Raw genomic sequence first — 21,764 nt, 5'->3', positions numbered from 1 at the left:
ATCTTAATCATATTTACAGTTATGGATATTAACAGGATACTTGTCGTAGATGACGAAGAGGATTTGTGTGAGATTCTGAAGTTTAACCTCGAAAATGAGGGCTATGTAGTTGATACTGCCAATTCTGCGGAAGAGGCGCTGAAGCTTAATCTTCCCGAATACCAGTTGTTATTACTGGATGTGATGATGGGCGAAATCTCCGGATTTAAGCTGGCAAATATGCTCAAAAAAGAAGAGAAAACTGCTTCCATTCCCATTATATTCCTGACGGCAAGGGATGCTGAAAACGATATGCTCACCGGCTTCAATATCGGTGCCGATGATTATATCTCAAAACCATTCTCTATACGGGAAGTGGTGGCACGTGTAAAGGCGGTGGTCAGACGGGGAAGTTCAAAGGAGAAAGGCAACGATAAATCCAAAGAGGAAATCGTTCAGTATGACAACCTGGTCATGAATATCAGTCAGAAGAAGACGACCGTGGATGGTGAAGAGGTTTCTCTGACCAAAAAAGAGTTTGAAATCCTGAAACTTTTACTGGGGCAACAGGGACGGGTCTTTTCGCGCGAAGAGATTTTGTCAAAAGTCTGGACCGATGAAGTCTTTGTACTGGATCGCACTATTGACGTGAACATAACGCGCCTCCGCAAGAAAATCGGACAATACGGTAAAAATATCGTTACCCGACTGGGTTTTGGTTATTGTTTCGAAGTCTAAGTTGCTTTTTTGACTACAATTAATACTGGCAAATGAAACCATTCTTTAAGAAGAATTCCATGCGCGTGCCGTTTCATAAACGGTTGTTTATTACCATCTTTTCTCTCTTTTTTCTATTTGTGATTATTGTATCGGTATTTCAGTACCAGCGTGAAAAATATTTCCGTGAACAGATGCTGAGTACTACGTTGACCAAATACAATACGCTCATAATGTATGAGATACAAAAGAATGGAATCAGTAATGCGGCGTTTAATGAAATCCATCGGTTTATAGACCTTTCAGAAATACGAATTACCGTCATTGATTTAAAAGGTAAGGTGCTTTTCGACTCGGAAAGACATGATTTTTTCAATATGAGCAACCACCTTAACCGCCCGGAAATCATTGCTGCCCGGCAAAAAGGATATGGTTATGCCATTCGTTATTCCGAGTCTGTTGATCGTGACTTCTTTTATTCTGCCCAGAAATACGGCAATCTTTACATTCGGACAGCTCTTCCGTATAATACCCAAACAGTTCAGTTGCTACGACCGGATAACCAATTTATTTATTTTCTGGTAATTCTGTTCCTGCTAATGGTATTGACGTTGTTTCGATTTTCCCATGTGCTTGGCAAGAATATATCTCATTTGCGTGACTTTGCAGTGAGTGCAGAGAAAAACGAGTTGCGGGAGAATATGTTTTCTTTTTCGAATGATGATATTGGAGAAATATCGGAGAAACTGGTCAAGATATATCATCGTCTTGTCCGAACCAAAACGGCTCTTTCAATCGAAAGGGAGAAACTGTTTATGCATTTTCGCTTTTCGCGTGAGGGATTGGCTATTTTTTCCAAAGAGAAAAAAGAAATTCTCACCAACAGCCTTTTTATTCAGCACATTAACCTGATTTCAGATTTCCCGCTGGAAAATGCCGAGCAGGTTTTTCAATTAAAAGAATTTACACCTATCTGCGATTTCCTGGATGCAAGCCTTTCACTTCGTCAAAAAAGGGAAGAGGTGGTTTCTAAAAAGGTGAAAATCATGAAAGGTGGTAAATCTTTTGAGATTGACTGTGTGATTTTTGAAGATAAAACCTTTGAAATCTCGATATTCAACAATACTCAGCAGGAGGAGGAGAACCGTCTGAAACGACAGCTGACACAGAATATTTCCCATGAGTTGAAAACGCCTGTGAGTAGTATTCAGGGGTACATGGAGACGATTCTTTCGATGCCTGACCTTGACCCTGCCAAACGTCAGCTATTTCTGGAACGCTGTTATGCGCAGAGTAAACGATTAAGCTATTTGTTGAGCGATATTTCGATGCTGAACCGGATGGACGAAGCAAATACCCTGTTTGATATAGAACATGTGGAGGTTTCCAGAATAGTACATGATATTCATAATGAGATTCAGCTCGAGCTGGACAAGAAGAATATCAGTGTAGAGTTTAAAAACTGGCCCGAAAAGATTTTCATTGAAGGAAATTCATCGCTGGTTTATTCTATTTTCCGTAATCTGTTTGATAATGCCAGTACCTATGCCGGTGAAAATGTAAAGATTACCATCAGTTGCTACCGTCAGGATGCCGAATATTACTATTTCAGCTTTGCCGATACCGGCACCGGGGTTGCAGAAGAGCATTTGAATCGTTTGTTTGAACGTTTTTATCGTGTCGATAAAGGCCGTTCAAGGAAAATAGGAGGGACTGGCTTAGGACTTGCTATTGTGAAAAATGCAGTCCTTTTCCACAAAGGCGAGATTTCGGCCAAGAACCGGCCGGAAGGAGGTTTGGAATTTATGTTTAAGCTAAAAAAGAAGCTTGCCTGAGAAAAAAGACGGGCTCAGATTATTCCGATCTGAGTCCGTCTTTTTAATTATACGTTTTTAGCCGGAGCACCGACGAAAACCGAGTTCCCCGGAAGCGTTTCGCTTTTCATCAGTACAGAAAGCGGTTCCAGTACCGATTGGTCTTCCATTTTTGAGTCATAAAGCACCACCGACATACCGCCGATACTACAACTTTTTCCAATATCAACGTACGACATTTTCATTACCCTGTCTTCAAAAAGGTGGGTTTGTAGTGTGCAGTTATCATTGACGGTAGCATAATCCCCCATTTTAATCAGGTCAAATTCTGTGATTTGTGTAGTGTACATGCACACTTTCTTTCCGATTTTACACCCCAGCATTCGCAAAGGATATTTGATAAAAGGCGTTCCGGTAAGCATATTCAGGAAAAATAAGACCAGGAAGTTTTCATAAATACCGGTAATCAACTCGCTGCGCCATACATAGTTGCTCCATAGCGGTTTTTTCGATGGCTTATATTCACCGATAATAATCCATTTCAGGAAGGCCGTGATGATGGTTCCCAATAATGCTGCTCCGAAATATAAGAATGGGAACACCAGAAACAATTCCCAAAGCTCTTTCTCCACCTGAAGATAAGATACGACGTTTGTAATCAGGGCGGCACAGGTGATAAAAAGGGTTGCCGGCAGTGTAACCCGGAAGAATTCGATGGCATAACGTTGTACGAACAGGCTTCGGGTTGGTTTATAGGTTTGTTTGGCGGAGAAGTCTCTGTTTATATCCCGTTTTGGCAAATAAACCGCCGGAGAGCCAAACCAGGAGGTTCCATCCTTAGCCGGAAGGTTTTCGTCATTGACTTTGGATAAAACCCCAACCAAAACATCGTCACCTAACTGTGTTCCGGGGCTGATGACAGCACTATTCCCAACAAAAGTACGATTGCCAATATGTGCTTTGGCAATGGTAATATATCCGTTTCGCACGTGTGATGCACCCACGGAAACCGAGTCTGCCAGAAAACATTCATCACCGGTTACCAGCAAATCGGGAGAAATAAACTCAACCGTAGAAATCTCAACCCGTTTACCCATTTTGACACCAAGCATACGGAACCAAATCTGAAGGTAAAGTGTAGTATAAAGCGTTCCGATTACCTGAAGACTTAGTTTCATTAACTGGTCAAAGAACCATTTCTTGTAATAGAACAGCGAATCGACCGGATATCTGCCTTCTTTAATATTACCTAGCATCAACCATTTTAAGATTGTAATAATGACCGTCAGAAGCACAACGAATGAAACGCCGACCCCGATGGTTAACCAAAGGAAATGGTAGTTTTCGGATGCATAATCCAGGTGGGTAATCAGCATCATCCCCGGGAAATAAGCTACCATAGTAATCAATGGGATAATGAAGATGCTAAGTGTAAATAATACAAAGTTTCGGGCGGACCATAAATTTCGGCTACTCTGTTTCGGGTTAATGCCTGTTTTAGCGGCAGGTGAGCCTACCCAGCTTTCATTCTGAGGAATTGTACTGCCTTCGGGAATCAGTGATAAATCTCCGAGCGAAGAGTTTCGTTCCATCTTTGTATTATGTGCCAGACAGCATCGGGTTCCGACAAAGCAGTCATCTTCCAGTTGAATTGAACCGATATGCAGGTAGCCGTCCGCAATATTGTATCCACGGAGGTGTGTATCGGTACAAATACTGACGTTATCCCCAATTTTCAACAGGTCAAATGCGGAAATGGCAGAGGTGTTGATGTAGCCGTTTTTGCCCACTTTTGCACCTAACAGGCGCAGGAAAACATTCATGAGCGGAGTACCGGTGAAGTAATTTACCGGACAAACATTAATGATTTTATCGACGATCCAGAAACGGAAATAGTAGCTGCCCCACAGTTTGTATTTTCCCGGTTTGATGCGACCGATAACCATCCATTTAAATAGAATGGCAAAGATGGAAAGTACCGGCATCAGGGTAAAATACATCAGCAACATCATTCCGAGTGAATAAAGCAGACCGGTTTCAGCCTGATAATAGTAAGAGTAAACAAAGAACGGCCCTAACCACTCCATCCCGAAGAGCAGCAGGATAAAGAACATCGACACAGCCTGAAAGAACGAACAGGTATAGTAACTTCGCCGTGAAGGTGTGTGGATGTCTCTTTCTTTTTGTGTCTTTGTTTTGGGCTGTTTGGTTTCCAGTTCATTTGCCAGGTCTGACAGTATCGGGAATTTATAGACATCCACCACCGACATATTCTTAAACATCGGATTTTCGCGTAGCTCAGAAACAACAATAGCCGCCAGAAGCGAATGTCCGCCCAGATCCTCAAAAAAGCTGTCGTCCATGGAAATATCGTCCCGGTTGATGTTTCGGGCAATGACAGCAACCAATGCTTTTTCCAGATCCATCTTAGGTGAAATGATCTCTTTTTTTGCAGAATAGCCCAGTGGCGTTTTGGGTGTTGGCAGACGTTTACGGTCAATCTTTTGACTGGTAGTCATTGGTAACTCATCAATCATATCGAGAGTGGACGGAACCATGTAATAGGGCAGTTTCAATCGCAACAGATTGGCGATGCCTTCACGGTCGATCTCAACACTATCTTGCTTTACAACGAATGCTGCAAGTTGTTGCGTTTTTTCATCAAGCGCGACAGCAGCTGCCATTATTCCGTCACATTTAACTAAAAGTCCTTCTATCTCTGCCAGTTCCACCCTGAAACCGCGAACTTTTACCTGAGCATCTGCACGTCCTACAAAGATGATTTCACCGTTGGGTGCATATTTCGCAAGGTCACCGGTGCGGTAATAGCGCGTGGGCTTTCCGTTGTATCGGTCTGTTGTGATAAACTTATGAGTAGTCAGTTCTTCGCGATTGAGATAACCACGGGCAATGCTTTCCCCGCCAATCAGGATTTCACCTTCTGCATCGTTTTTAATTGGCATCAATGCTTCATCCACAATCAGGACTTCATAATCAGGCAATGCCCGACCGATGGTTACGGTTTCATCCGGATTCAAAATTGAATATGTAGCAATGACAGCCGCTTCGGTAGGTCCGTAGGTATTATAAACCTTTCGTTCCGGTTTGCACCAGCGGTGGGCAATATCAGACGAACAAACCTCGCCTCCGAAAATAAGAATTTTCAGCACCGGAATATCCTCTTTTACCATAGAAAGCAAAGTTGGAGCACAGGACAAGAAGGTTATATTCAGTTGATTCAGAATAGAGGCAAAGCGGTCTCCCGAACGCATAATGTCGAATGTGCCGACAATGATTGTGGCTCCGATGGAAAAAGGCACCCATATTTCCTCCACCGAAGCATCGAAGGAGACGGAAAATCCCTGCAAAACTCTGTGTGTATGATCTATCGGGTAGATTTGCTGTGCGCCCCGGATGTAATTCATCACATTCCTGTGTTCAAGCAAAACGCCTTTGGGCTGTCCGCTGGTTCCGGACGTGTAAATGATATAACAAAGGTCCGCGGATGAACGGTTATCTACAACAGGTTTGGTTGCCGGATATTTTTCCAACTCTGTGGATTGCCGGTCAATATTAAAAACCGGAAATTCTTCCAGCTGAATCGCGATTCGTTTCAGTATCTCATCAGCCGTAATCAAAAGTTTAGCGCCGGAATCCTGCATGATAAAATTCACCCGTTCGCCCGGAATCTCGGGATCAAGGGGGATATAAGCACCTCCGGCTTTCAATACGGCCAGCATGGCAATATAAACCTGAGCGCAGCGGGGAAGCAGAATCGCCACTTTTTCTTCGGGTTTTATACCGATGGATTGTAGGTAATTGGCAAGGCGATTGGCTTTTTGATCGGCTTCATCATAACTTATACGTGTTTGGCCTTCTTCGATAGCAGTTGAATTAGCATATTTCTCTGCTGTTAACTCGAATAATTCATCCAGGAAAAGATGCTGCTCGGAAGTCTCAGTTGCAGGTTGTTCCTGCAGGATTGAATCTAACTCCTTCATAATAAAAGGTATTTGTGTTTTATGGTTGGTTTAGTCGGTACAAAGCTGGTTTTTCAGATAAACTTCCGTGAAGTTAGAGAAGTTATTGGTAATTAGATAATAATTGAGGAGCAAAGTTTAGTGATTTTTGCCTTAAGATTGGCTTAAAATGATTGATCTCGATATACTGTCGTTCTTAAAATGATGAATCGTTATCTTTGTACCATGAATCAGACTCAACAGATCTATCTCGCGCCCATACAGGGCCTCTTTAATTACCATTTCCGTAAAATATTATCCCGACAAACCACCGGTTTTGATAAGTACTTTACTCCATTTGTCAAGACTCACGGGTTGGATCAGTATGAAGCCCGTGATTTTCGGGAGATTAAGGAAAGCATCGGCAGTCCGGTTAATACCATTCCGCAAGTAATGGGAAATAATCCGGAATTGCTGGTTTCCCTTTGCCAACGTATTCACGAGATGGGATTTAATGAAATAAACCTCAATATGGGATGCCCGTATCCTATGTTGGCAACAAAAAAAATGGGCGCAGGCATTTTGCCGTTCCCGGAGATGATTGATGGCATCCTGGAGGCAATCTTTTCCAAACTCAATATTGCTTTTTCGGTAAAAATGCGTTTGGGTATGGAGGAGCAGGCCGATGTGGAGAAGATCATTCCGGTATTGAACAGATATCCGCTGCATGAAGTGATTATTCATCCGCGTATCGGAAAGCAGATGTACAAGGGAGAGGTCAATCTGGATGCTTTTGAGCAATGTCTCGCGCAAGTGAAAGCGCCGTTGGTCTATAATGGCGATATCGTAAATGTGGAAGATTTCTCAGTGATGCAGCAACGTTTCCCGACGATAAATACCTGGATGTTGGGGAGAGGAGTGGCGATCAATCCTTTTCTGGCAGAAATGATTGTTTCACAAAAGCCGTTTGACCGTGACCGTTTTGCTGTGTTTCATCAGGAGCTTCTGGGGGAATATGCCTCTTCTTATACAGGAGGGGAGATGCAGACTATTCTGAAAATGACAGAGCATTGGGCTTATTTTATTCAGAACTTTCCCGGAATGGAGAAGAAATACAAGGCAATAAAGAAATGTAAGCGTATTGATCAACTGGAAGTCGTGGCACGGGAGATTATCTGGGACTGATATAACCCGCTATAGTCGGATAGGTAAATTTAAAAGCTCATGGTTAACCAGGGAAGGGTTGTCCATGAGCTTTAATTTTTCTATAACAGGGAGCTACTATTTTTTCTCAGTCTTTTTGTCATTTAAGATAGCATTCAGATCCACAACTGACAATATATTTTTATCTACCTGATAGAGGGCGTTGTTGAATATTTGAACGATCTTACCCAGATTTATTTCAGCGATACTTTTCCCTTCCTTATCAATGACGATGCTCTTGTCATTGTTTTTTATGATTCGATAGTTTTTGTCCTGGTAAACCAGAATGAAAAAATCACTCCGTTTTTGAGAGGAAACCTGATTGAAGTCATAATCGTAGGCTACGATGTTGTCTCCTTTATTGAGCAGATAAAGGTTGGTGCTATCCGATACAGTCAGGCTGACAAACGATTGATCGGCTTTTTGTTTGTACACCCGGGAGCCGATGAACATTTCAAACTTTTCATCTGATTTGAATTTAAATTCCTTTTCCCTGATGACTGAAAAATCCTTCAGGTTGTATTTGATCAGTTTCTTTGGAAAACAGACCAACAGAGTGTCTTTATCAAAGATGAATCCTTCCAACGGTTCTTTCTTTTTGCTCAGTAATATGAAATTCTCCTGATTACCATTGGTAGAAATCTTAGCTATATAAGGTTTTCCATAAGGGATGGAATAATTATACATTCCGCGTACCACTCCACAATTGATAAGTAAAATGGCCGAATCCTTTTTGTAAATGAAAGAAGAACTTGTCAGATCAGGATTGAGCGGAGATGACCATTGGATTTCTCCCTTTTTGTTGAAACACCATAGCTTGTCGCGGGATGCCCAGTAATATTGAAGAGAATCAATAAACACCGGCGAATTTATGTTGTGGGCATTATAAGTTGCTGTGCTCGGATCGGTTATATCCCAACCTTTTCCGTTCAAAATATTGATATAATGGAGTCCTTCCGATACTATAAAAAGGGTTGAGTCGGAATCAAAACGGATATTATACCATCCATAATAGCGGGGCAAATTTCTTTCCCATATTTTTTCACCTGTATTGAGGTTAATGCCTTTAAGATCAGGTGTCGGATTAACTGGGAGGAGCCAGCTAAGCGCCTGGCTCGGATAGCCTAATCCAACGTTGTTCTTGAAATCGGATAGATACAGCCTGTATTTTAATTCCAATTTTTCCTCTCCGGTTTCCAGATCGAGTTTATGCGCTTTGTTTTTCTTCCAATAAATTATTGTACCATTATTAGGAACGATATCATCGTTCATAGAATTGTACTTTTTAGTCCAGATGATTGTCTTTTTCCGTGTATCGTAAACCATAAATTTACTGTCATAGCCAACTGATGATATCCAGCCTTTGCTGATTTTTATTGTCATCAGGTTGGCGGTGCTGTCAATATCGTAATCAGAAATATTTTTCTGGAATATATACTTTGTTCCCTTGATGCTTTCTCCGGTAATCAGGTTTCTACCTGCCACAATTTCTTCGGATTGAAAATCGGGCTGTTCTTCCTGCGCCCTAAGCATGGGCGTCGTAGCTATTAGTAATAAGCCAATCAGTAATTTCTTCATTTTGTCTTTTATCTGTTAGTTAATTCGTTTGTATTTAGATGAATGGTTTTGTCTTTCGGGTTCTTAAAGTATCAATTTATAAAATGAGACTTTGAGTGAAACAGCCGGTTTCTGATAAGTTGTCCCAATTTGTAAAATGAGAACCTTTTCAGCCTTTTGAATGATACAATTCGCCACCTGTGACACTAATTTTATCTCGGAATCAGATTCTTAGGTACTCGAAAAAGTCCCGGTATTTGCCGGATGTAACGGCTGAATAACTTTATGTAATCCTCCGGCAAATCATGTTACTGATGAAAAAGCATTTGCTGATCCGGTGAAAATGATTTTTTCGATCTTGAGTTAGCTTTGTACCAGGGATAATCCATTGAGAACGGTTTTATTCTGAACATGACCTAAACAGACATATAACCCTTTTAATTTCCATATTATGAAAACCCTCGAAGACCTGAAACAACAACTTCAGAATGCCTCTGCTATTGAGGATGCAATCGCTATCCGTATCAGAATGATTGAGCTGAAACGTGAGTTTAAGAAACACACTCATTCGATTTCTCCAATTACGGATTTGATTGAACGCATCCATCAGGACAAGAGATTGTCATTCCGGTAATTCTTATTCCCGGGGCATCGCCCCGGGAAGTCTCTTAGAAAGTATTCTGTTTGAACGTCTTTGATTTATTGATGTGTTCCATCAAACCATCCAGATTGAATGTTTGCATCGAATCCACATTAAATTCTTTGCTTCTTAATTGCTTCAATTCTCCTAATCCTGCTTTATTAAACAATTGATTCAAACCGGGGTATTTCTCTTCCTGCAAATGGACAAAGGTGCTCAACCGATCAATGTGCCAATAGCTGATATCTTGTTTGCCTAAACCTGTAATTTTCGTCAGGCGGTCTCCTTCAGGGGTATAGCTATGGGTAATAAATAAGAATGTGCTGATAAGAAGTTTATCATCAACAATATTTACTGCCAGATACCCAATCTTAATTTCATAGACTTTAAATGGGATAAGAATATAGTTCCTGTAGATTTCAAAGTTTTGGATAGTATGCGTATTTTCCCAGAGTGCATAATTGAGCGCTTCCTGATCTAGTAGATCGAGTCGCTCAGATAAGCGTTTTAAAGCATGTGCCTGGATGAATACCTTCAGCTCGTTGTGTTCTCCTTTATAAAAATCACCCAGAAGATTACTTTCCACAGATATCCATTCGATTATTTTTTTGCTAACCGGTTTGGCCAGTCGATAGGCCGGACGTTTATGCCCTTTTACATCAAACACATTTTTTTGAGCCGGAAATCCATATAGATCATTGTTGAATTCTAATTTGCGCTCTTCCTTATAAAAGGGAGCGATGTAAAAATCGATTCCATAATATTTGTGGTCCGGACGACAGAGTTGGGTTACGATTTTAAAATTATCGAGCAGGTACTTGGTTAAGAATGAAGTTGAAATATTTTCGGCTTGCTCTTTAACTGCCATTCCGATCGGATCATACTTCGTTCCTGTCTCTTTCTCAATCTCTTTTGCTCTTACCGTGAGAAAACAATACAAGAGTTGAATCTGATAATTGGACAACTTAAATTGGTCAAAATCCATGATGCGTTCCCGATAATATCGTTGCGCTTTTTGGTTGATCAGGTCCAATTCTTTCGGACTAATATGCTCATTTCTGGCTTTATGGGATTTAATGTGCATTTTAAAATGATACAACAACCGCTTCGTTTCAGTTGACATCTTTGATATATTATAATCGAGCTTTAATGTGTTCATCAAGACCTGAATATCATTCAAAAAACGTTTGTAATCTCCTTGACGTGGAGGCGTTTGTGGTTTTTTCTTTTTTCTCATAATACTTGCGTCTTTAATTTGTGGTAAATAAATGTCTTGGTATAAATGATTTAATGTGTTGCCATAGTAAGGTCTAACATATTGCCTTTGATTTTATATTAGGTGAAATAATTCCAATAAGTTTGTGTTATTCCTCTTGTTTTGCAAAAATAAATTTTTACTTTTGGAAAATGCCATAAATGACAAACTGTTTTAACGGATAATTTGAGGTAATGAGATCTAAAAACAGTTTCTACAAAATGTAGAAATCAAAAAAGTATCCGATTCAAGCCTCTACAATTTGTAGAACCCGGAATGACATCCTGTTCAACTTCCTACATTTTGTAGATGGTCGGAAGAGTTTTCGTTCAACCTTCTACAAAATGTAGATTCAAGAATAAATACCTAATCAGGTCTCTACATTTTGTAGAAGTCCGATTGGATACTCAATCAACCTTCTACAAAATGTAGCACCTTGATTGCCTATCCGTTCAAACTTCTACATTCTGTAGAGGCTTGAAAGATTATCAAATGATTGCTATTTCTGAAATGATATTTACTAACAACTAATTGTTGAACCATAAAAATTGAATTATCATGGAATTTGTATCATTTTCACCGCTTCATGTCAACAACCTGACGATTGAAGGAATCTATTCGTTGAATAAATCGACGATCGAACTTGCAAAACCGGTTTCAGCAGTAATAGGGCCGATAGCTGCGGCAGCCCTTTCCCTGCTCGAAACCAACCAACAGGCCCTCGGCCTTAGTATGAACCAGGCGCAGAAAAGCGCACTTTCATCCCTGATCAAAGGATTGGATAAATCCCGCGATGGCGAATTGGGTGAAATCAAAGGCATCGTCCGGACCTATATCCGCAGTGCGGATGCAACGAAAAAGTCTGCCGCCTCCACGCTCCACCTTTTCCTGACTCCCTACAAAGGAGTAGCTTCCCAGCCGATCAACATTGAGACTGGCTCAATCTCCGAAATGGTAGATAAATACAAAAGAACTCCGGAGCTTGTTGCTGCCGCAACCACGCTCGGTGTCAGCGCCCAGTTCGCAAATCTGGAGACGAAAAACAACGAACTGAATGACGTTTACCACACTCGTACTGCTGATTATGCTGCACACGATACCTCTGCCAGTGATGTAAAACCGGCTGCTATTGCCGCCTATTCGCAATTCTGTACCGCTATCGAGCAGGCTCATCACTTTACGTCAAGCGACACCCTCACTGCTCTTTTCAATAAAATGGATGAGCTTCGCAAGAAGTATCATGCGTTGGAAGGGAAAAAGGGAGATGCGAGTAGTGATGCTGCGGGAGATAATTAAAAAGAGAAATGAATCCGGAGTGCGACAGTGGTTGTGCTCCGGATTTTGAGTTTGTATATCATTTATTGTGAGTTAGATAATATAATAACCTTCTGAATTTATAATCTATATTTATGGAGCTTTTGGATTTTCAAGAACAATGGAAACAATTAGTTGATAAAGCAGTTTCAGATTTTAACGCATTATCAAAAGACGAGAGGGTCTGGTTTACAATTGAAGCCTTAATCGGTGATGTGGATAATGGTGGAATAATTAGTCATTACTATAATAATGGAGCAACATATAATGCAGAGACTATAGAAGATTTAGAGTCACTCGGTTTTCCAGATTTATCTACGTTACTAAAAAGGATAAATAATTATTTTCCAAAAGGAATTGTACCAGCTGATATTGATGAAAGAAATGATATTATTGAAACATTTTCAGTAGAGGAATTTGATGTTTTGTTGAGTGAATTCGATAATATATTTTATGATAGGGAAGAGGCATTAGAAAAAAGACTTGTTGAACATATATTGACAACTTTGGCGTGAAGTACTGTCTTAATACCCTTTTTATCGCAAGAATAGAAGATCCATTCTGGTTCAAGTTTTCAAAACCTGAACTCCAAACAAGAGCAGTTTATAACTGCTTGCAAAAAGAGAAACTCCGAAAAGGTATTATATTTGTAATTCAGAGCAAGTAAAACACTACGGTTATGGGAGAATACAATAAAGAATTATTGCAGGAGATAAAACGGTTGATTCTGGAAAAGGATGCAACGGCCAAGATTTATCTTTATGGCTCAAGAGCCAGGGGGACGGCACGAGAGGATTCGGACTGGGATATTCTCATATTGTTGAATCGAGATAAGATAACCTCAGAGGTGGAACATGAAATCACTGATCCTCTCTATGACCTGGAGTTTGAAACCGGAGAAGTAATCAGTCCGATGATATATTCTGAGAAAGAATGGTTTACTAAATACAGCGTTACCCCATTTTATCACAATGTCATGAAAGAAGGGGGCTTGTTATGAATGAAGAATATAGCCCGGAGGAATATGCTCAATATCGGATCAGTAAAGCTAAAGAAACATTGGCGGAAGTTGATGTATTGATTGAAAACGAGTTTTGGAATACATCAATCAACCGAATGTATTATGCCTGTTTTTATGCAGTAGGCGCTTTATTGGTTAGAAACGGAATCGAAACAACAAGTCATTCAGGTACACGTCAGAAATTTGGTCAATTGTTTGTAAAAACCGGAATGATTGAAAAATCATTGGCTAAGCATTACGCTGATCTGTTTGAAAAAAGGCATAAAAGTGATTACAATGATTTCTTTGACTATGATGAAGAAGTCGTATTAAGATTACTGCCATTATCCCGAAAGTTTATTGAGGCGGTAGAAGGATTACTCAACCAATAAATGTATAAGGTGTCTTTGTTGTCAAAATAAAAGCCGAATCATTCGCAAAAATTGAATGATTCGGCTTTTGTATTTTAGAGGTTATCACCCAGTGCTTTTTAATCCACCAGAAATAGCGGTGGTAATCACCAAAAGCAGGGTAAGCAGGTATTCCGACTTCTCGGGAGAAGTGCCTTTTATGGCACGCCACTCTTTGAGTTTGCTGATTTGTAGTTGATGCAGGGTGTCGAGCGCCTTTTTGCGACGATTGGCGTTTTCAAGCAGGCTGGTACGGCGTGATTCGGTATTCCCACCGAGCAAATCGCCCACCTGACGGGTACTTTCCTTGTATTCGGAAAGAATCATCTCCATCAGTTCGTTGCGAACCTCTTCGTCAGTGACCAGGGTAGCGTACTCCTGCATGATTTCGGGATCGGAATTGAGCAGGTTTGTCTCCACCTGGATAAGGGTATAGTGCAGGAACGCCCATTTCTGTGCAAACTCCTTCAACTGGTTGAAGAGCTCGGGGTGCTGCTCCTGCAACAACTTCAATCCAGTGCCCACCCCATACCATGCGGTCAGTTTGAAACGCGATTGGTTCCAGCTGAATACCCATGGAATAGCGCGCAGGTCGGCCAGACTGCGTTTTCCGGTACGACGAGCCGGACGCGAACCGATTTTACTCTGTTCCAGTACGTCAATCGGGGTTGCTTCGCTAAAGAACTTGAGGAAATGCGGATGATTAATCAGCTTCTGGTAATGCGTGAGTGAAATCTCAGCCAATTGCTCGAACGCTTTGAGCGGAAACTCCGGTTCGGCGTTTTTAAAGCGTTTTTCTCCCGCTTGCAATGCTGTTCCCGAAAGCAGCATCTCCAGATTGAAGGTGGCATTCAGCAGGTTGGCGAATTGTTGCGCGATGGCTTCTCCCTGAACGGTCAGTTTGAGCTCGCCGCTCACGCTTTCCGGTGGCATACTCTCCAGGAAGCGGTGGTATTTACCTCCCCCGCGGCTGATCGTTCCTCCGATACCGTGGAAGAAGCGCAACTGAATGCCGTGTTTCTCGGCCATGTGGGTCAGGTTCTTCTCCGCCTCGAAAATATTCCAGCGGCTGGCGAGGATTCCTCCGTCTTTATTACTGTCACTGTAGCCGAGCATAACCTCCTGCATTGGTGCCATTTGCTTTTTGTATTTCAGTGTCATCGGGTGGGAGAGGAAAGCGTCGAGAATTCGCTCAGACTCTTTCAGATCCTCGATGGTTTCAAATAACGGTACCACCTGCAATGGCACATTGAGCATACCCACCTCACGCATGAAGAGATATACGATGAGCAGGTCGCTGAGACCGCGCGTCATACTCACGATCAGCGAGCCGATTCCTTCATGTCCGTAGAGATCAATATGATCTTTGAGCACGCGGAAGCATGCAAGCACCTGTTCGGCTTCATTTTCGAGCGGTTCGCCCTTTACCACAAACGGGCGGTTGCTTTTCAGCTCCTCCGAGATAAAAGCGACTTTCTTCTCTTCATCCCATTCGGTAAAATTAGCGTCAGGGAAGGCCGCTTTTTTCAGCATTTGTTCCAATGCCTTATTGTGAAAGTCGCTATTCTGGCGAATGTCTAATTTAGCAAGATGGAATCCGAAACATTGCACCTGGCGTTCGAGCGGGAAGAGCCACTCTTCCACCACATGCGCGCCGCCTATTTCAGTCAGCGTGATGCGCATCAGGCGTAAATCCTTTTGCAGGTCGGCAGCGGTGCGGTAATACATCCAGTCGGCATGTCCGTCGCCGTTGATGGTATGTTCAAGTTTCAGCAACATCAGGTTGATAAACTGACGCCACGGTTCGCGGGGGTTCCGGGCAATCGCTTTCTTGCCTGCATCGCCGAAATATTGTTCCAGCTCTTCGATGGTCATTTCAAGAATAGGCGGCACGTAGTTTTTCGCTTCCGAAAAGCTGAAGTGAGCCGCCAAATCGAGCAATTGTTTCTTAATCAGTTGCAGAGCCTCCCGGCGGTGCTCCATCAACGTGGTCTTTGTAACTTCAGCCGTCACATAAGGGTGTCCGTCGCGGTCGCCGCCTACCCAGCTGCCAAAGTCTATAACCGGATAATGTTCGGGAAGAATGAGTTTCTTCGGATTGAAACCATAAGACTTCCAGGTGAATTTCAATCTCTTATCACTGATCTTGAGCGCTTCGGGAAATACTTTGCTGAAGTAGTGCATCACGTTGTTACGTTCCGAACTGATGGTCGGTTTTTCCAGATACACTTCTCCACTTCGCCACCAACGCTCCAGAATAGCCTTGATGCTGTCATCGATGGTATCTTTTTCCATCATCGTCCAGATGATATTTTCCTTACGAACGAGCAAGAGGTAAAGTTCGCGGTGAAGTTCGAGGATAGAGATGCGTTTAGCTTCGGTCGGGTGGGCTGTGAGCACCGGCATGACGCGCAGGGTAGGCAATAATGCCGCAATCTGGTCTTCACTTATGCCCTGCTTTTTCCATTTTTCGAAAGTCTCCCCCCAGGAACCGCGGATAGCATCGGCTCCAACGCGGTTTTCAATTTTTCTTCGATTTTGTACGGAAGAGTTTTCTTCCACCAGATTCATCAGCTGGAAGAGGATACTTAATGCCTGTACCAGTTTCTCGTCGGGTATGTCAGAGGTAGAATCGAGATTCTCTTGCTGAGACTCTTCCAGCAGATGTAGAATCTTCGCAACCTCTCCCTCTTTCAAATCGACGAGTACCTGCTCGAAGTATGAAATCAGAGCATGGAGGTCTTCCCTGATTTTTTGCAGGCTGTCGCCTTCAATCTCTCTTTTGAGTTGAATTTTGTCAGATAATGGTTCTTTCATAAATAAATAGTCAATCCTTTTTTCGGAAAAAAGTGATGTATTGTCGTGTGAAAATTTTTTCCAGACCAAAAATAGGGAAAATGGAGTAAAACGGGAAAGTATCGCGCCTTAAAACGTATTGTGTGTCGAAATATTAATTCTATAACCCTTTAAAAGGGCAATAATGGCAGTTTAAACAAAATAAAAATGATCCAGCCGGCAAAAATCAGGTAAGTAATGGCATAATAGCTGAATTTCCTGTTTTTGTGTCGCAATGAGTACATCAATGCCCAAATCAGGAATACCCCGCCCGACAGTTCCAGAAGATGCAAAGTTTGTTCCGGTACCCTCCGGTATCCTTTTATGGCAGCCCTTTTGTCATGACTGAAAATGATTCCGCTTGCAATATTGATAAAGATTAGATAGTAGATAACTGGTTGGTGGATCATAATTTCGCTTTAAGTCGATTTTCAGTGCAAAATTACGAAATTCAGACCTGGTTTGATCCCTTCCATTTGCTCCGATGAAAAAATACTGGTGTATTATCAATTTACTTCAAATAATGCCATAACTCACACAGGAGAGCAGTGACCCTATATTTGTATTTATTGAATATTTCTGATACAGTGAAGTTCATGTCAAAAGGCAAATGTTGAAAATCAAATCAAAAGGAGAACGCGAATGGTATTGTTCTGAGTTTTGCCTTGATTAGTTCGTGTTTCTGTTTGTGGGTTTCCGAAAAAAACACGACATTTGTGCTGTTTTTTTAAGGGATTATAGAGTAACATCTACACTAACACTATAAAACATTAATTCAATGGCAAAAAGTGCATTACAAATCGCACGTGCAGCTTACCAACCTAAGTTGCCTAAAGCTCTTCAGGGAGCAGTAAAAATCCAGGAAGGTGCAGCTACTCAGTCAGTAGCAGACCAAGCAGACATCGCTAAACTTTTCCCGAATACTTACGGAATGCCTCTGTTGACATTCGTACCGGGTGAAGCGAAAGAACTTCCTGCTGTAAACGTAGGGGTTATCCTTTCCGGTGGCCAGGCTCCTGGTGGTCACAACGTGATCGCCGGTATCTTTGACGGTATCAAAAGCCTGAACAAAGACAGCCGTTTGTTCGGTTTCCTGATGGGTCCTGGTGGTTTGGTTGATCACAAATATATGGAACTGACTGCTGATATCATCGATGAATACCGCAATACAGGTGGTTTCGATATCATCGGTTCTGGTCGTACCAAACTCGAAGAGACTGCGCAATTCGACAAAGGATTGGTAATCCTGAAAGAGTTGGGCATCAAAGCTTTGGTTATTATCGGTGGTGACGACTCTAACACAAATGCTTGTGTTTTAGCTGAATACTACGCTGCAATTAACGCTGGCGTTCAGGTAATCGGTTGTCCTAAAACTATCGACGGTGACTTGAAAAACGAAATGATCGAGACTTCTTTCGGTTTCGATACTGCTTGTAAAGTTTACTCTGAAGTTATCGGTAACATCCAGCGTGACTGTAACTCAGCCCGTAAATACTGGCACTTCATCAAACTGATGGGTCGTTCTGCTTCTCACATCGCATTGGAGTGTGGTCTTCAGACTCAGCCTAATATCTGTTTGGTTTCAGAAGAAGTTGAAGCTAAACAATTGACTTTGGATGACGTAGTTACCGAAATCGCAAGCGCTGTTGCTAAACGTGCTGAAAACGGAAATAACTTCGGTACTGTATTGATTCCTGAAGGTTTGATCGAATTCATCCCTGCTATCAAAAAACTGATCGCAGAATTGAACGACTATCTTGCACACCATGAAGAGGCATTCAAAGCAGTTCCTGCTGCTGAGCAACGTCAATTCATCATCGACAATATTTCTAAAGAAAATGCTGAAGTTTACGCTTCTCTTCCCGAAGGCGTTGCCCGTCAGTTGACTTTGGATCGTGACCCGCACGGTAACGTACAGGTTTCATTGATCGAAACTGAGAAATTGTTGAGCGAAATGGTTGGCAAAAAACTGGCTCAATGGAAAGCTGAAGGTAAATACAACGGTAAATTCGCTGCTCTGGGTCACTTCTTCGGATACGAAGGACGTTGTGCAGCTCCTTCTAACTTCGATGCAGACTATTGCTACTCATTAGGTTACAATGCTGCTAACCTGATCGGTGCAGGCAAAACCGGTTATATGTCATCTATCCGCAACACTACTGCTCCTGCAGCTGAGTGGATTGCAGGTGGTGTGCCTGTAACCATGATGATGAACATGGAACGTCGTCACGGAGAAATGAAACCGGTTATCCAGAAAGCTTTGGTGAAACTGGATGGTGCACCGTTTAAGAAACTGGTTGAAAACCGTGATGCATGGGCAGTTAACACTGACTACGTTTATCCGGGCCCGATCCAGTACTTCGGTCCAACCGAGGTTTGCGATCAACCGACTAAAACTTTGCAATTGGAAAAAGCTTAATAAGCTGAATTCAACCAAGCATAATATTTCAGGCTGCTTCATTCATTTGAGGCAGCCTGTTTTTGTTAGTAGTGTATCTTTATCCGGAAAAGAGGCTTGCCTCATAGCCGCTTAAGTTTGGACAACATTAATTGACATACCGTTTTGTCGGTTTTGCACTATCTTTACTCTGTAAAAAAATAATCCGTTTGCCAATTACAATTCTCAAACTATGTCCGCTTTAAAATTACACGATTCAGCACATCTGGATATCTATTCGGCTCAAACCGCTACGGAGTTGGAGCTGCCTTTACTTCCGGGAATCAGCGCCGGATTTCCCTCTCCGGCAGCCGATTTCGTAGATATCAGCATTGACCTGAACCGTCACCTGATTAAACATCCTTCCGCGACCTTCTTTGGGCGGGTAAAGGGGCTTTCGATGAAAGACGCAGGCATTGATGACGGGGATTTGCTGATTATCGACAAAAGCATTGAACCAACGGACGGTAAGATTGCGGTCTGTTTTGTGGACGGGGAATTTACCCTGAAACGGATTAAGATTGAAAAAGACGAGGTGTGGCTGATGCCTGCCAATAAAAACTATAAGCCCATTGTTATTACCAAAGACAACGATCTCCGCATCTGGGGAGTGGTAACACATATAATCAAGTCGCTCTGATGTTTGCCCTTATTGATTGCAATAATTTTTTTGCCTCCTGCGAGCGGGTTTTTCGTCCAGACCTGGCAGGGAAACCTGTTGTTGTTCTATCCAACAACGATGGATGTGTTATTGCACGAAGTAATGAAGCTAAAGCGCTGGGAGTCCCGATGGGGGCACCTGCATTTCAGTATCAGCCTCTTTTTGATAAGCGCAAGGTGAATGTCTTTTCCTCCAATTTTGCTCTTTATGGCGATATGAGCGGTCGGGTGATGAGTATTCTCAGTACCTATACTCCCGACATGGAGATATACAGTATCGATGAAGCATTTCTTGAGTTTAACGGCTATGATCTCTTTGATTTTCAGCAGTTAGGAGAGAAGATGAAAAAACAGGTGGAGCAATGGACCGGAATCCCCATCAGTATCGGTTTTGCACCGACCAAAGCGCTTGCCAAAGTAGCGAATCGCATTGCTAAGAAGTTCCCTGAGCGTACCGGTGGCGTCTATATGATTGATGATGAAGAGAAACGCGTGAAGGCGCTTAAATGGCTCAGAATTGAAGATGTCTGGGGAATAGGACGCCGTCATGCCCGCCGTCTTCAGGAGAAGAATATTTTCACCGCTTTCCAGTTTACCTACCTGGATGACAGTTGGGTGAGGAGGCACATGAGTGTGGTGGGGCTTCGGCTGAAGAAAGAGCTGCTTGGTATTCCCATGTTGCAGCTTGAAGAGGTACAGTCCCGGAAGAACATTGCTACCACACGCACCTTTGACGGCAATTATGCCGATTATGAACTGGTGCGCGAACGTGTGGCCAGCTTTGCCGTGTCGTGCGCCGAGAAGCTTCGTAAACAGGGCTCTTGTTGTAAGAGTCTGATGGTCTTTATCTACACGAACGGACACCGCGATGATTTACCGCAATATAAACAAAATGTGGTGGTAAAACTGCCATACGCAACAAACTCCACTATTGACCTGGTAAAGTTTGCCGAAATAGGGTTGAAACAGATTTTCCGTGAAGGGTTCGCCTACAAGAGAGCCGGTGTAATCCTTATGGACTTTACCGGTGACCAGGCACAGCAACTGACTATTTTTGAAAAGGCTAATCCTAAACATGCCCCGTTGATGAAGGCGATTGACCACATCAACGCCTCCTTCGGATACCAGAAGATTCGTCTGGCGGTGCAAGATACCGGACGTGTCTGGAAGATGCACCAGGAGAGACTTTCTCCACGATATAGTACCAATCTTGATGAAATTATTACCATTAAGGTTTGATGTAGAAGCGTTGCATTTTGCCGAATAGAAGTTTTTGTTTTCCCGACAGATAAAATAAGTAACGGTGTTGAAAATCTCAACGTCGTTACTTATTTGGATTGATTTATAAATATTCCGGCCATTTGACCATTTTATCTTTCAGGTCCAGGATTTCCCCGTCAACAACAAAAGTCCCATCGCCGTTATGGTGCAATGTGCGTCGTTCTTTATGTTCGGGATCAGTCCAGACATTGACTGATTGCAGAATGAAGAAACTGTATTTACCCACCAGTGTGTTGTCCGTTACCTTACATTCGATATTGGCAAAACATTCGGCAATCAGGGGCGCTCCAACCTTAAGTGCGGGCAAGGGGGTAAGGTTGAATTTACTGAATTTATCCTCATCTTCTCCCGAACAGTTTCCAATATTTACGACCTTCGAAGCCATCTCTTGTGTAGGGATGGAAATCACGCACTCCCCGGTTTTGTATAATGCTTTATAACTGTAATTCCAGGGCCCCAATACCAATCCCAGCAAAAACGGGGGATTTTGTTGCAGCATGATCAGTGAACTTAATGTCATGATGTTTGACTTTCCGCGATGATGTGTTGTTACCAAAACAACGGGACCCGGCTCAATAAGCATGTGAGTCGCTTCCAGATAGAGATTGTCAATGCTTTGCATAATACTGTTTTAAAGGTGATGGATTAGGTTATTTTAGGTCGGCTGACGAATACAGCCGCATAAAAAACAACATACATTTAC

Annotated in this window: 17 protein-coding genes; 11 read left to right on the top strand and 6 right to left on the bottom strand. The window is 42.3% G+C overall.

Translation table 11 applies throughout. The features are described from left to right. Positions 1–21: 21 nt before the first annotated feature. Positions 22–717 (top strand): response regulator transcription factor, encoded by a 696-nt coding sequence (locus MLE17_RS00230; protein ID WP_243345384.1) that lies wholly within the window; start codon positions 22–24, stop codon positions 715–717. 32 nt (positions 718–749) lie between these two features. Beyond that, entirely contained in the window at positions 750–2,531 is a 1,782-nt protein-coding gene (locus MLE17_RS00225) for an ATP-binding protein (protein WP_243345383.1), read from the top strand. A gap of 47 nt (positions 2,532–2,578) precedes the next feature. Here the strand turns inward: MLE17_RS00225 and MLE17_RS00220 are convergent, their stop codons facing one another. Further along, a complete protein-coding gene (locus MLE17_RS00220; RefSeq protein ID WP_243345382.1) occupies positions 2,579–6,511 on the bottom strand; it encodes a Pls/PosA family non-ribosomal peptide synthetase in 3,933 nt (1,310 codons plus the stop codon). A 204-nt stretch (positions 6,512–6,715) separates the two neighbouring features. Here MLE17_RS00220 and MLE17_RS00215 point away from each other — a divergent pair, with 204 nt between their 5' ends. Beyond that, positions 6,716–7,654 carry a tRNA dihydrouridine synthase gene (locus tag MLE17_RS00215; protein ID WP_243345381.1) on the top strand — a complete coding sequence of 313 codons (939 nt, stop codon included), beginning with the start codon at positions 6,716–6,718 and terminating at the stop codon, positions 7,652–7,654. A gap of 96 nt (positions 7,655–7,750) precedes the next feature. Here the strand turns inward: MLE17_RS00215 and MLE17_RS00210 are convergent, their stop codons facing one another. Then, positions 7,751–9,250, bottom strand: a complete 1,500-nt coding sequence (locus MLE17_RS00210) for a PQQ-like beta-propeller repeat protein (protein ID WP_243345380.1) — start codon at positions 9,248–9,250, stop codon at positions 7,751–7,753. A 430-nt stretch (positions 9,251–9,680) separates the two neighbouring features. Here MLE17_RS00210 and MLE17_RS00205 point away from each other — a divergent pair, with 430 nt between their 5' ends. After that, complete coding sequence (locus tag MLE17_RS00205) at positions 9,681–9,863, top strand: hypothetical protein (RefSeq protein ID WP_243345379.1); 183 nt, start codon at positions 9,681–9,683, stop codon at positions 9,861–9,863. A gap of 34 nt (positions 9,864–9,897) precedes the next feature. On the opposite strand, the gene MLE17_RS00200 is transcribed toward MLE17_RS00205, so the two are convergent. Next, positions 9,898–11,106 carry a hypothetical protein gene (locus MLE17_RS00200; protein WP_243345378.1) on the bottom strand — a complete coding sequence of 403 codons (1,209 nt, stop codon included), beginning with the start codon at positions 11,104–11,106 and terminating at the stop codon, positions 9,898–9,900. A gap of 576 nt (positions 11,107–11,682) precedes the next feature. On the opposite strand from MLE17_RS00200, the gene MLE17_RS00195 reads away from it, so the two are divergent. From MLE17_RS00195 to MLE17_RS00180, 4 genes are all read left to right on the top strand, one after another. After that, positions 11,683–12,420, top strand: coding sequence for a DUF6261 family protein (locus MLE17_RS00195; protein WP_243345377.1), 738 nt, complete (start codon positions 11,683–11,685; stop codon positions 12,418–12,420). Between the two features lie 113 nt (positions 12,421–12,533). After that, positions 12,534–12,953 (top strand): DUF4375 domain-containing protein, encoded by a 420-nt coding sequence (locus MLE17_RS00190; protein ID WP_243345376.1) that lies wholly within the window; start codon positions 12,534–12,536, stop codon positions 12,951–12,953. 164 nt (positions 12,954–13,117) lie between these two features. Continuing rightward, positions 13,118–13,438, top strand: a complete 321-nt coding sequence (locus tag MLE17_RS00185; protein WP_243345375.1) for a nucleotidyltransferase domain-containing protein — start codon at positions 13,118–13,120, stop codon at positions 13,436–13,438. Further along, positions 13,435–13,830, top strand: a complete 396-nt coding sequence (locus tag MLE17_RS00180) for a HEPN domain-containing protein (RefSeq protein WP_243345374.1) — start codon at positions 13,435–13,437, stop codon at positions 13,828–13,830. Before MLE17_RS00185 ends, MLE17_RS00180 begins: the two co-directional genes overlap by 4 nt. Positions 13,831–13,914: 84 nt before the next feature. Here the strand turns inward: MLE17_RS00180 and MLE17_RS00175 are convergent, their stop codons facing one another. Together MLE17_RS00175 and MLE17_RS00170 are read right to left on the bottom strand one after the other, a co-directional pair. Further along, positions 13,915–16,665, bottom strand: coding sequence for a phosphoenolpyruvate carboxylase (locus MLE17_RS00175; protein ID WP_243345373.1), 2,751 nt, complete (start codon positions 16,663–16,665; stop codon positions 13,915–13,917). Between the two features lie 149 nt (positions 16,666–16,814). Further along, positions 16,815–17,093, bottom strand: coding sequence for a DUF1294 domain-containing protein (locus MLE17_RS00170; RefSeq protein WP_243345372.1), 279 nt, complete (start codon positions 17,091–17,093; stop codon positions 16,815–16,817). Positions 17,094–17,461: 368 nt separating this feature from the next. Between MLE17_RS00170 and MLE17_RS00165 the strand changes: the two genes are divergently transcribed. The 3 genes from MLE17_RS00165 (at position 17,462) to MLE17_RS00155 (ending at position 21,019) form a co-directional block, all read left to right on the top strand. Continuing rightward, positions 17,462–19,102, top strand: coding sequence for a diphosphate--fructose-6-phosphate 1-phosphotransferase (locus tag MLE17_RS00165; RefSeq protein WP_243345371.1), 1,641 nt, complete (start codon positions 17,462–17,464; stop codon positions 19,100–19,102). A 211-nt stretch (positions 19,103–19,313) separates the two neighbouring features. Continuing rightward, entirely contained in the window at positions 19,314–19,760 is a 447-nt protein-coding gene (locus MLE17_RS00160) for a LexA family protein (RefSeq protein ID WP_243345370.1), read from the top strand. After that, the gene (locus MLE17_RS00155; protein WP_243345369.1) at positions 19,760–21,019 is read left to right on the top strand and encodes a Y-family DNA polymerase; all 1,260 of its coding nucleotides are present in this window, start codon (positions 19,760–19,762) and stop codon (positions 21,017–21,019) included. The genes MLE17_RS00160 and MLE17_RS00155 overlap by 1 nt, the downstream gene beginning before the upstream one ends. Before the next feature lie 103 nt (positions 21,020–21,122). Here the strand turns inward: MLE17_RS00155 and MLE17_RS00150 are convergent, their stop codons facing one another. Then, positions 21,123–21,683 (bottom strand): flavin reductase family protein, encoded by a 561-nt coding sequence (locus MLE17_RS00150; RefSeq protein WP_243345368.1) that lies wholly within the window; start codon positions 21,681–21,683, stop codon positions 21,123–21,125. Positions 21,684–21,764 lie beyond the last annotated feature (81 nt).

The organism is Parabacteroides sp. FAFU027 (assembly GCF_022808675.1).
In the GTDB taxonomy this organism is placed as follows: domain Bacteria; phylum Bacteroidota; class Bacteroidia; order Bacteroidales; family UBA7332; genus CAXXIC01.
The sequence above is the reverse complement of the archived record's forward strand: the minus strand, read 5'-3'. Positions and strand labels throughout refer to the sequence as shown.

Coding starts and splice junctions, on each gene's coding strand:
- MLE17_RS00230 (WP_243345384.1), top strand. CDS start 22: ATGGATATTAACAGGATACTTGTCGTAGATGACGAAGAGGATTTGTGT.
- MLE17_RS00225 (WP_243345383.1), top strand. CDS start 750: ATGAAACCATTCTTTAAGAAGAATTCCATGCGCGTGCCGTTTCATAAA.
- MLE17_RS00220 (WP_243345382.1), bottom strand. CDS start 6,511: ATGAAGGAGTTAGATTCAATCCTGCAGGAACAACCTGCAACTGAGACT.
- MLE17_RS00215 (WP_243345381.1), top strand. CDS start 6,716: ATGAATCAGACTCAACAGATCTATCTCGCGCCCATACAGGGCCTCTTT.
- MLE17_RS00210 (WP_243345380.1), bottom strand. CDS start 9,250: ATGAAGAAATTACTGATTGGCTTATTACTAATAGCTACGACGCCCATG.
- MLE17_RS00205 (WP_243345379.1), top strand. CDS start 9,681: ATGAAAACCCTCGAAGACCTGAAACAACAACTTCAGAATGCCTCTGCT.
- MLE17_RS00200 (WP_243345378.1), bottom strand. CDS start 11,106: ATGAGAAAAAAGAAAAAACCACAAACGCCTCCACGTCAAGGAGATTAC.
- MLE17_RS00195 (WP_243345377.1), top strand. CDS start 11,683: ATGGAATTTGTATCATTTTCACCGCTTCATGTCAACAACCTGACGATT.
- MLE17_RS00190 (WP_243345376.1), top strand. CDS start 12,534: ATGGAGCTTTTGGATTTTCAAGAACAATGGAAACAATTAGTTGATAAA.
- MLE17_RS00185 (WP_243345375.1), top strand. CDS start 13,118: ATGGGAGAATACAATAAAGAATTATTGCAGGAGATAAAACGGTTGATT.
- MLE17_RS00180 (WP_243345374.1), top strand. CDS start 13,435: ATGAATGAAGAATATAGCCCGGAGGAATATGCTCAATATCGGATCAGT.
- MLE17_RS00175 (WP_243345373.1), bottom strand. CDS start 16,665: ATGAAAGAACCATTATCTGACAAAATTCAACTCAAAAGAGAGATTGAA.
- MLE17_RS00170 (WP_243345372.1), bottom strand. CDS start 17,093: ATGATCCACCAACCAGTTATCTACTATCTAATCTTTATCAATATTGCA.
- MLE17_RS00165 (WP_243345371.1), top strand. CDS start 17,462: ATGGCAAAAAGTGCATTACAAATCGCACGTGCAGCTTACCAACCTAAG.
- MLE17_RS00160 (WP_243345370.1), top strand. CDS start 19,314: ATGTCCGCTTTAAAATTACACGATTCAGCACATCTGGATATCTATTCG.
- MLE17_RS00155 (WP_243345369.1), top strand. CDS start 19,760: ATGTTTGCCCTTATTGATTGCAATAATTTTTTTGCCTCCTGCGAGCGG.
- MLE17_RS00150 (WP_243345368.1), bottom strand. CDS start 21,683: ATGCAAAGCATTGACAATCTCTATCTGGAAGCGACTCACATGCTTATT.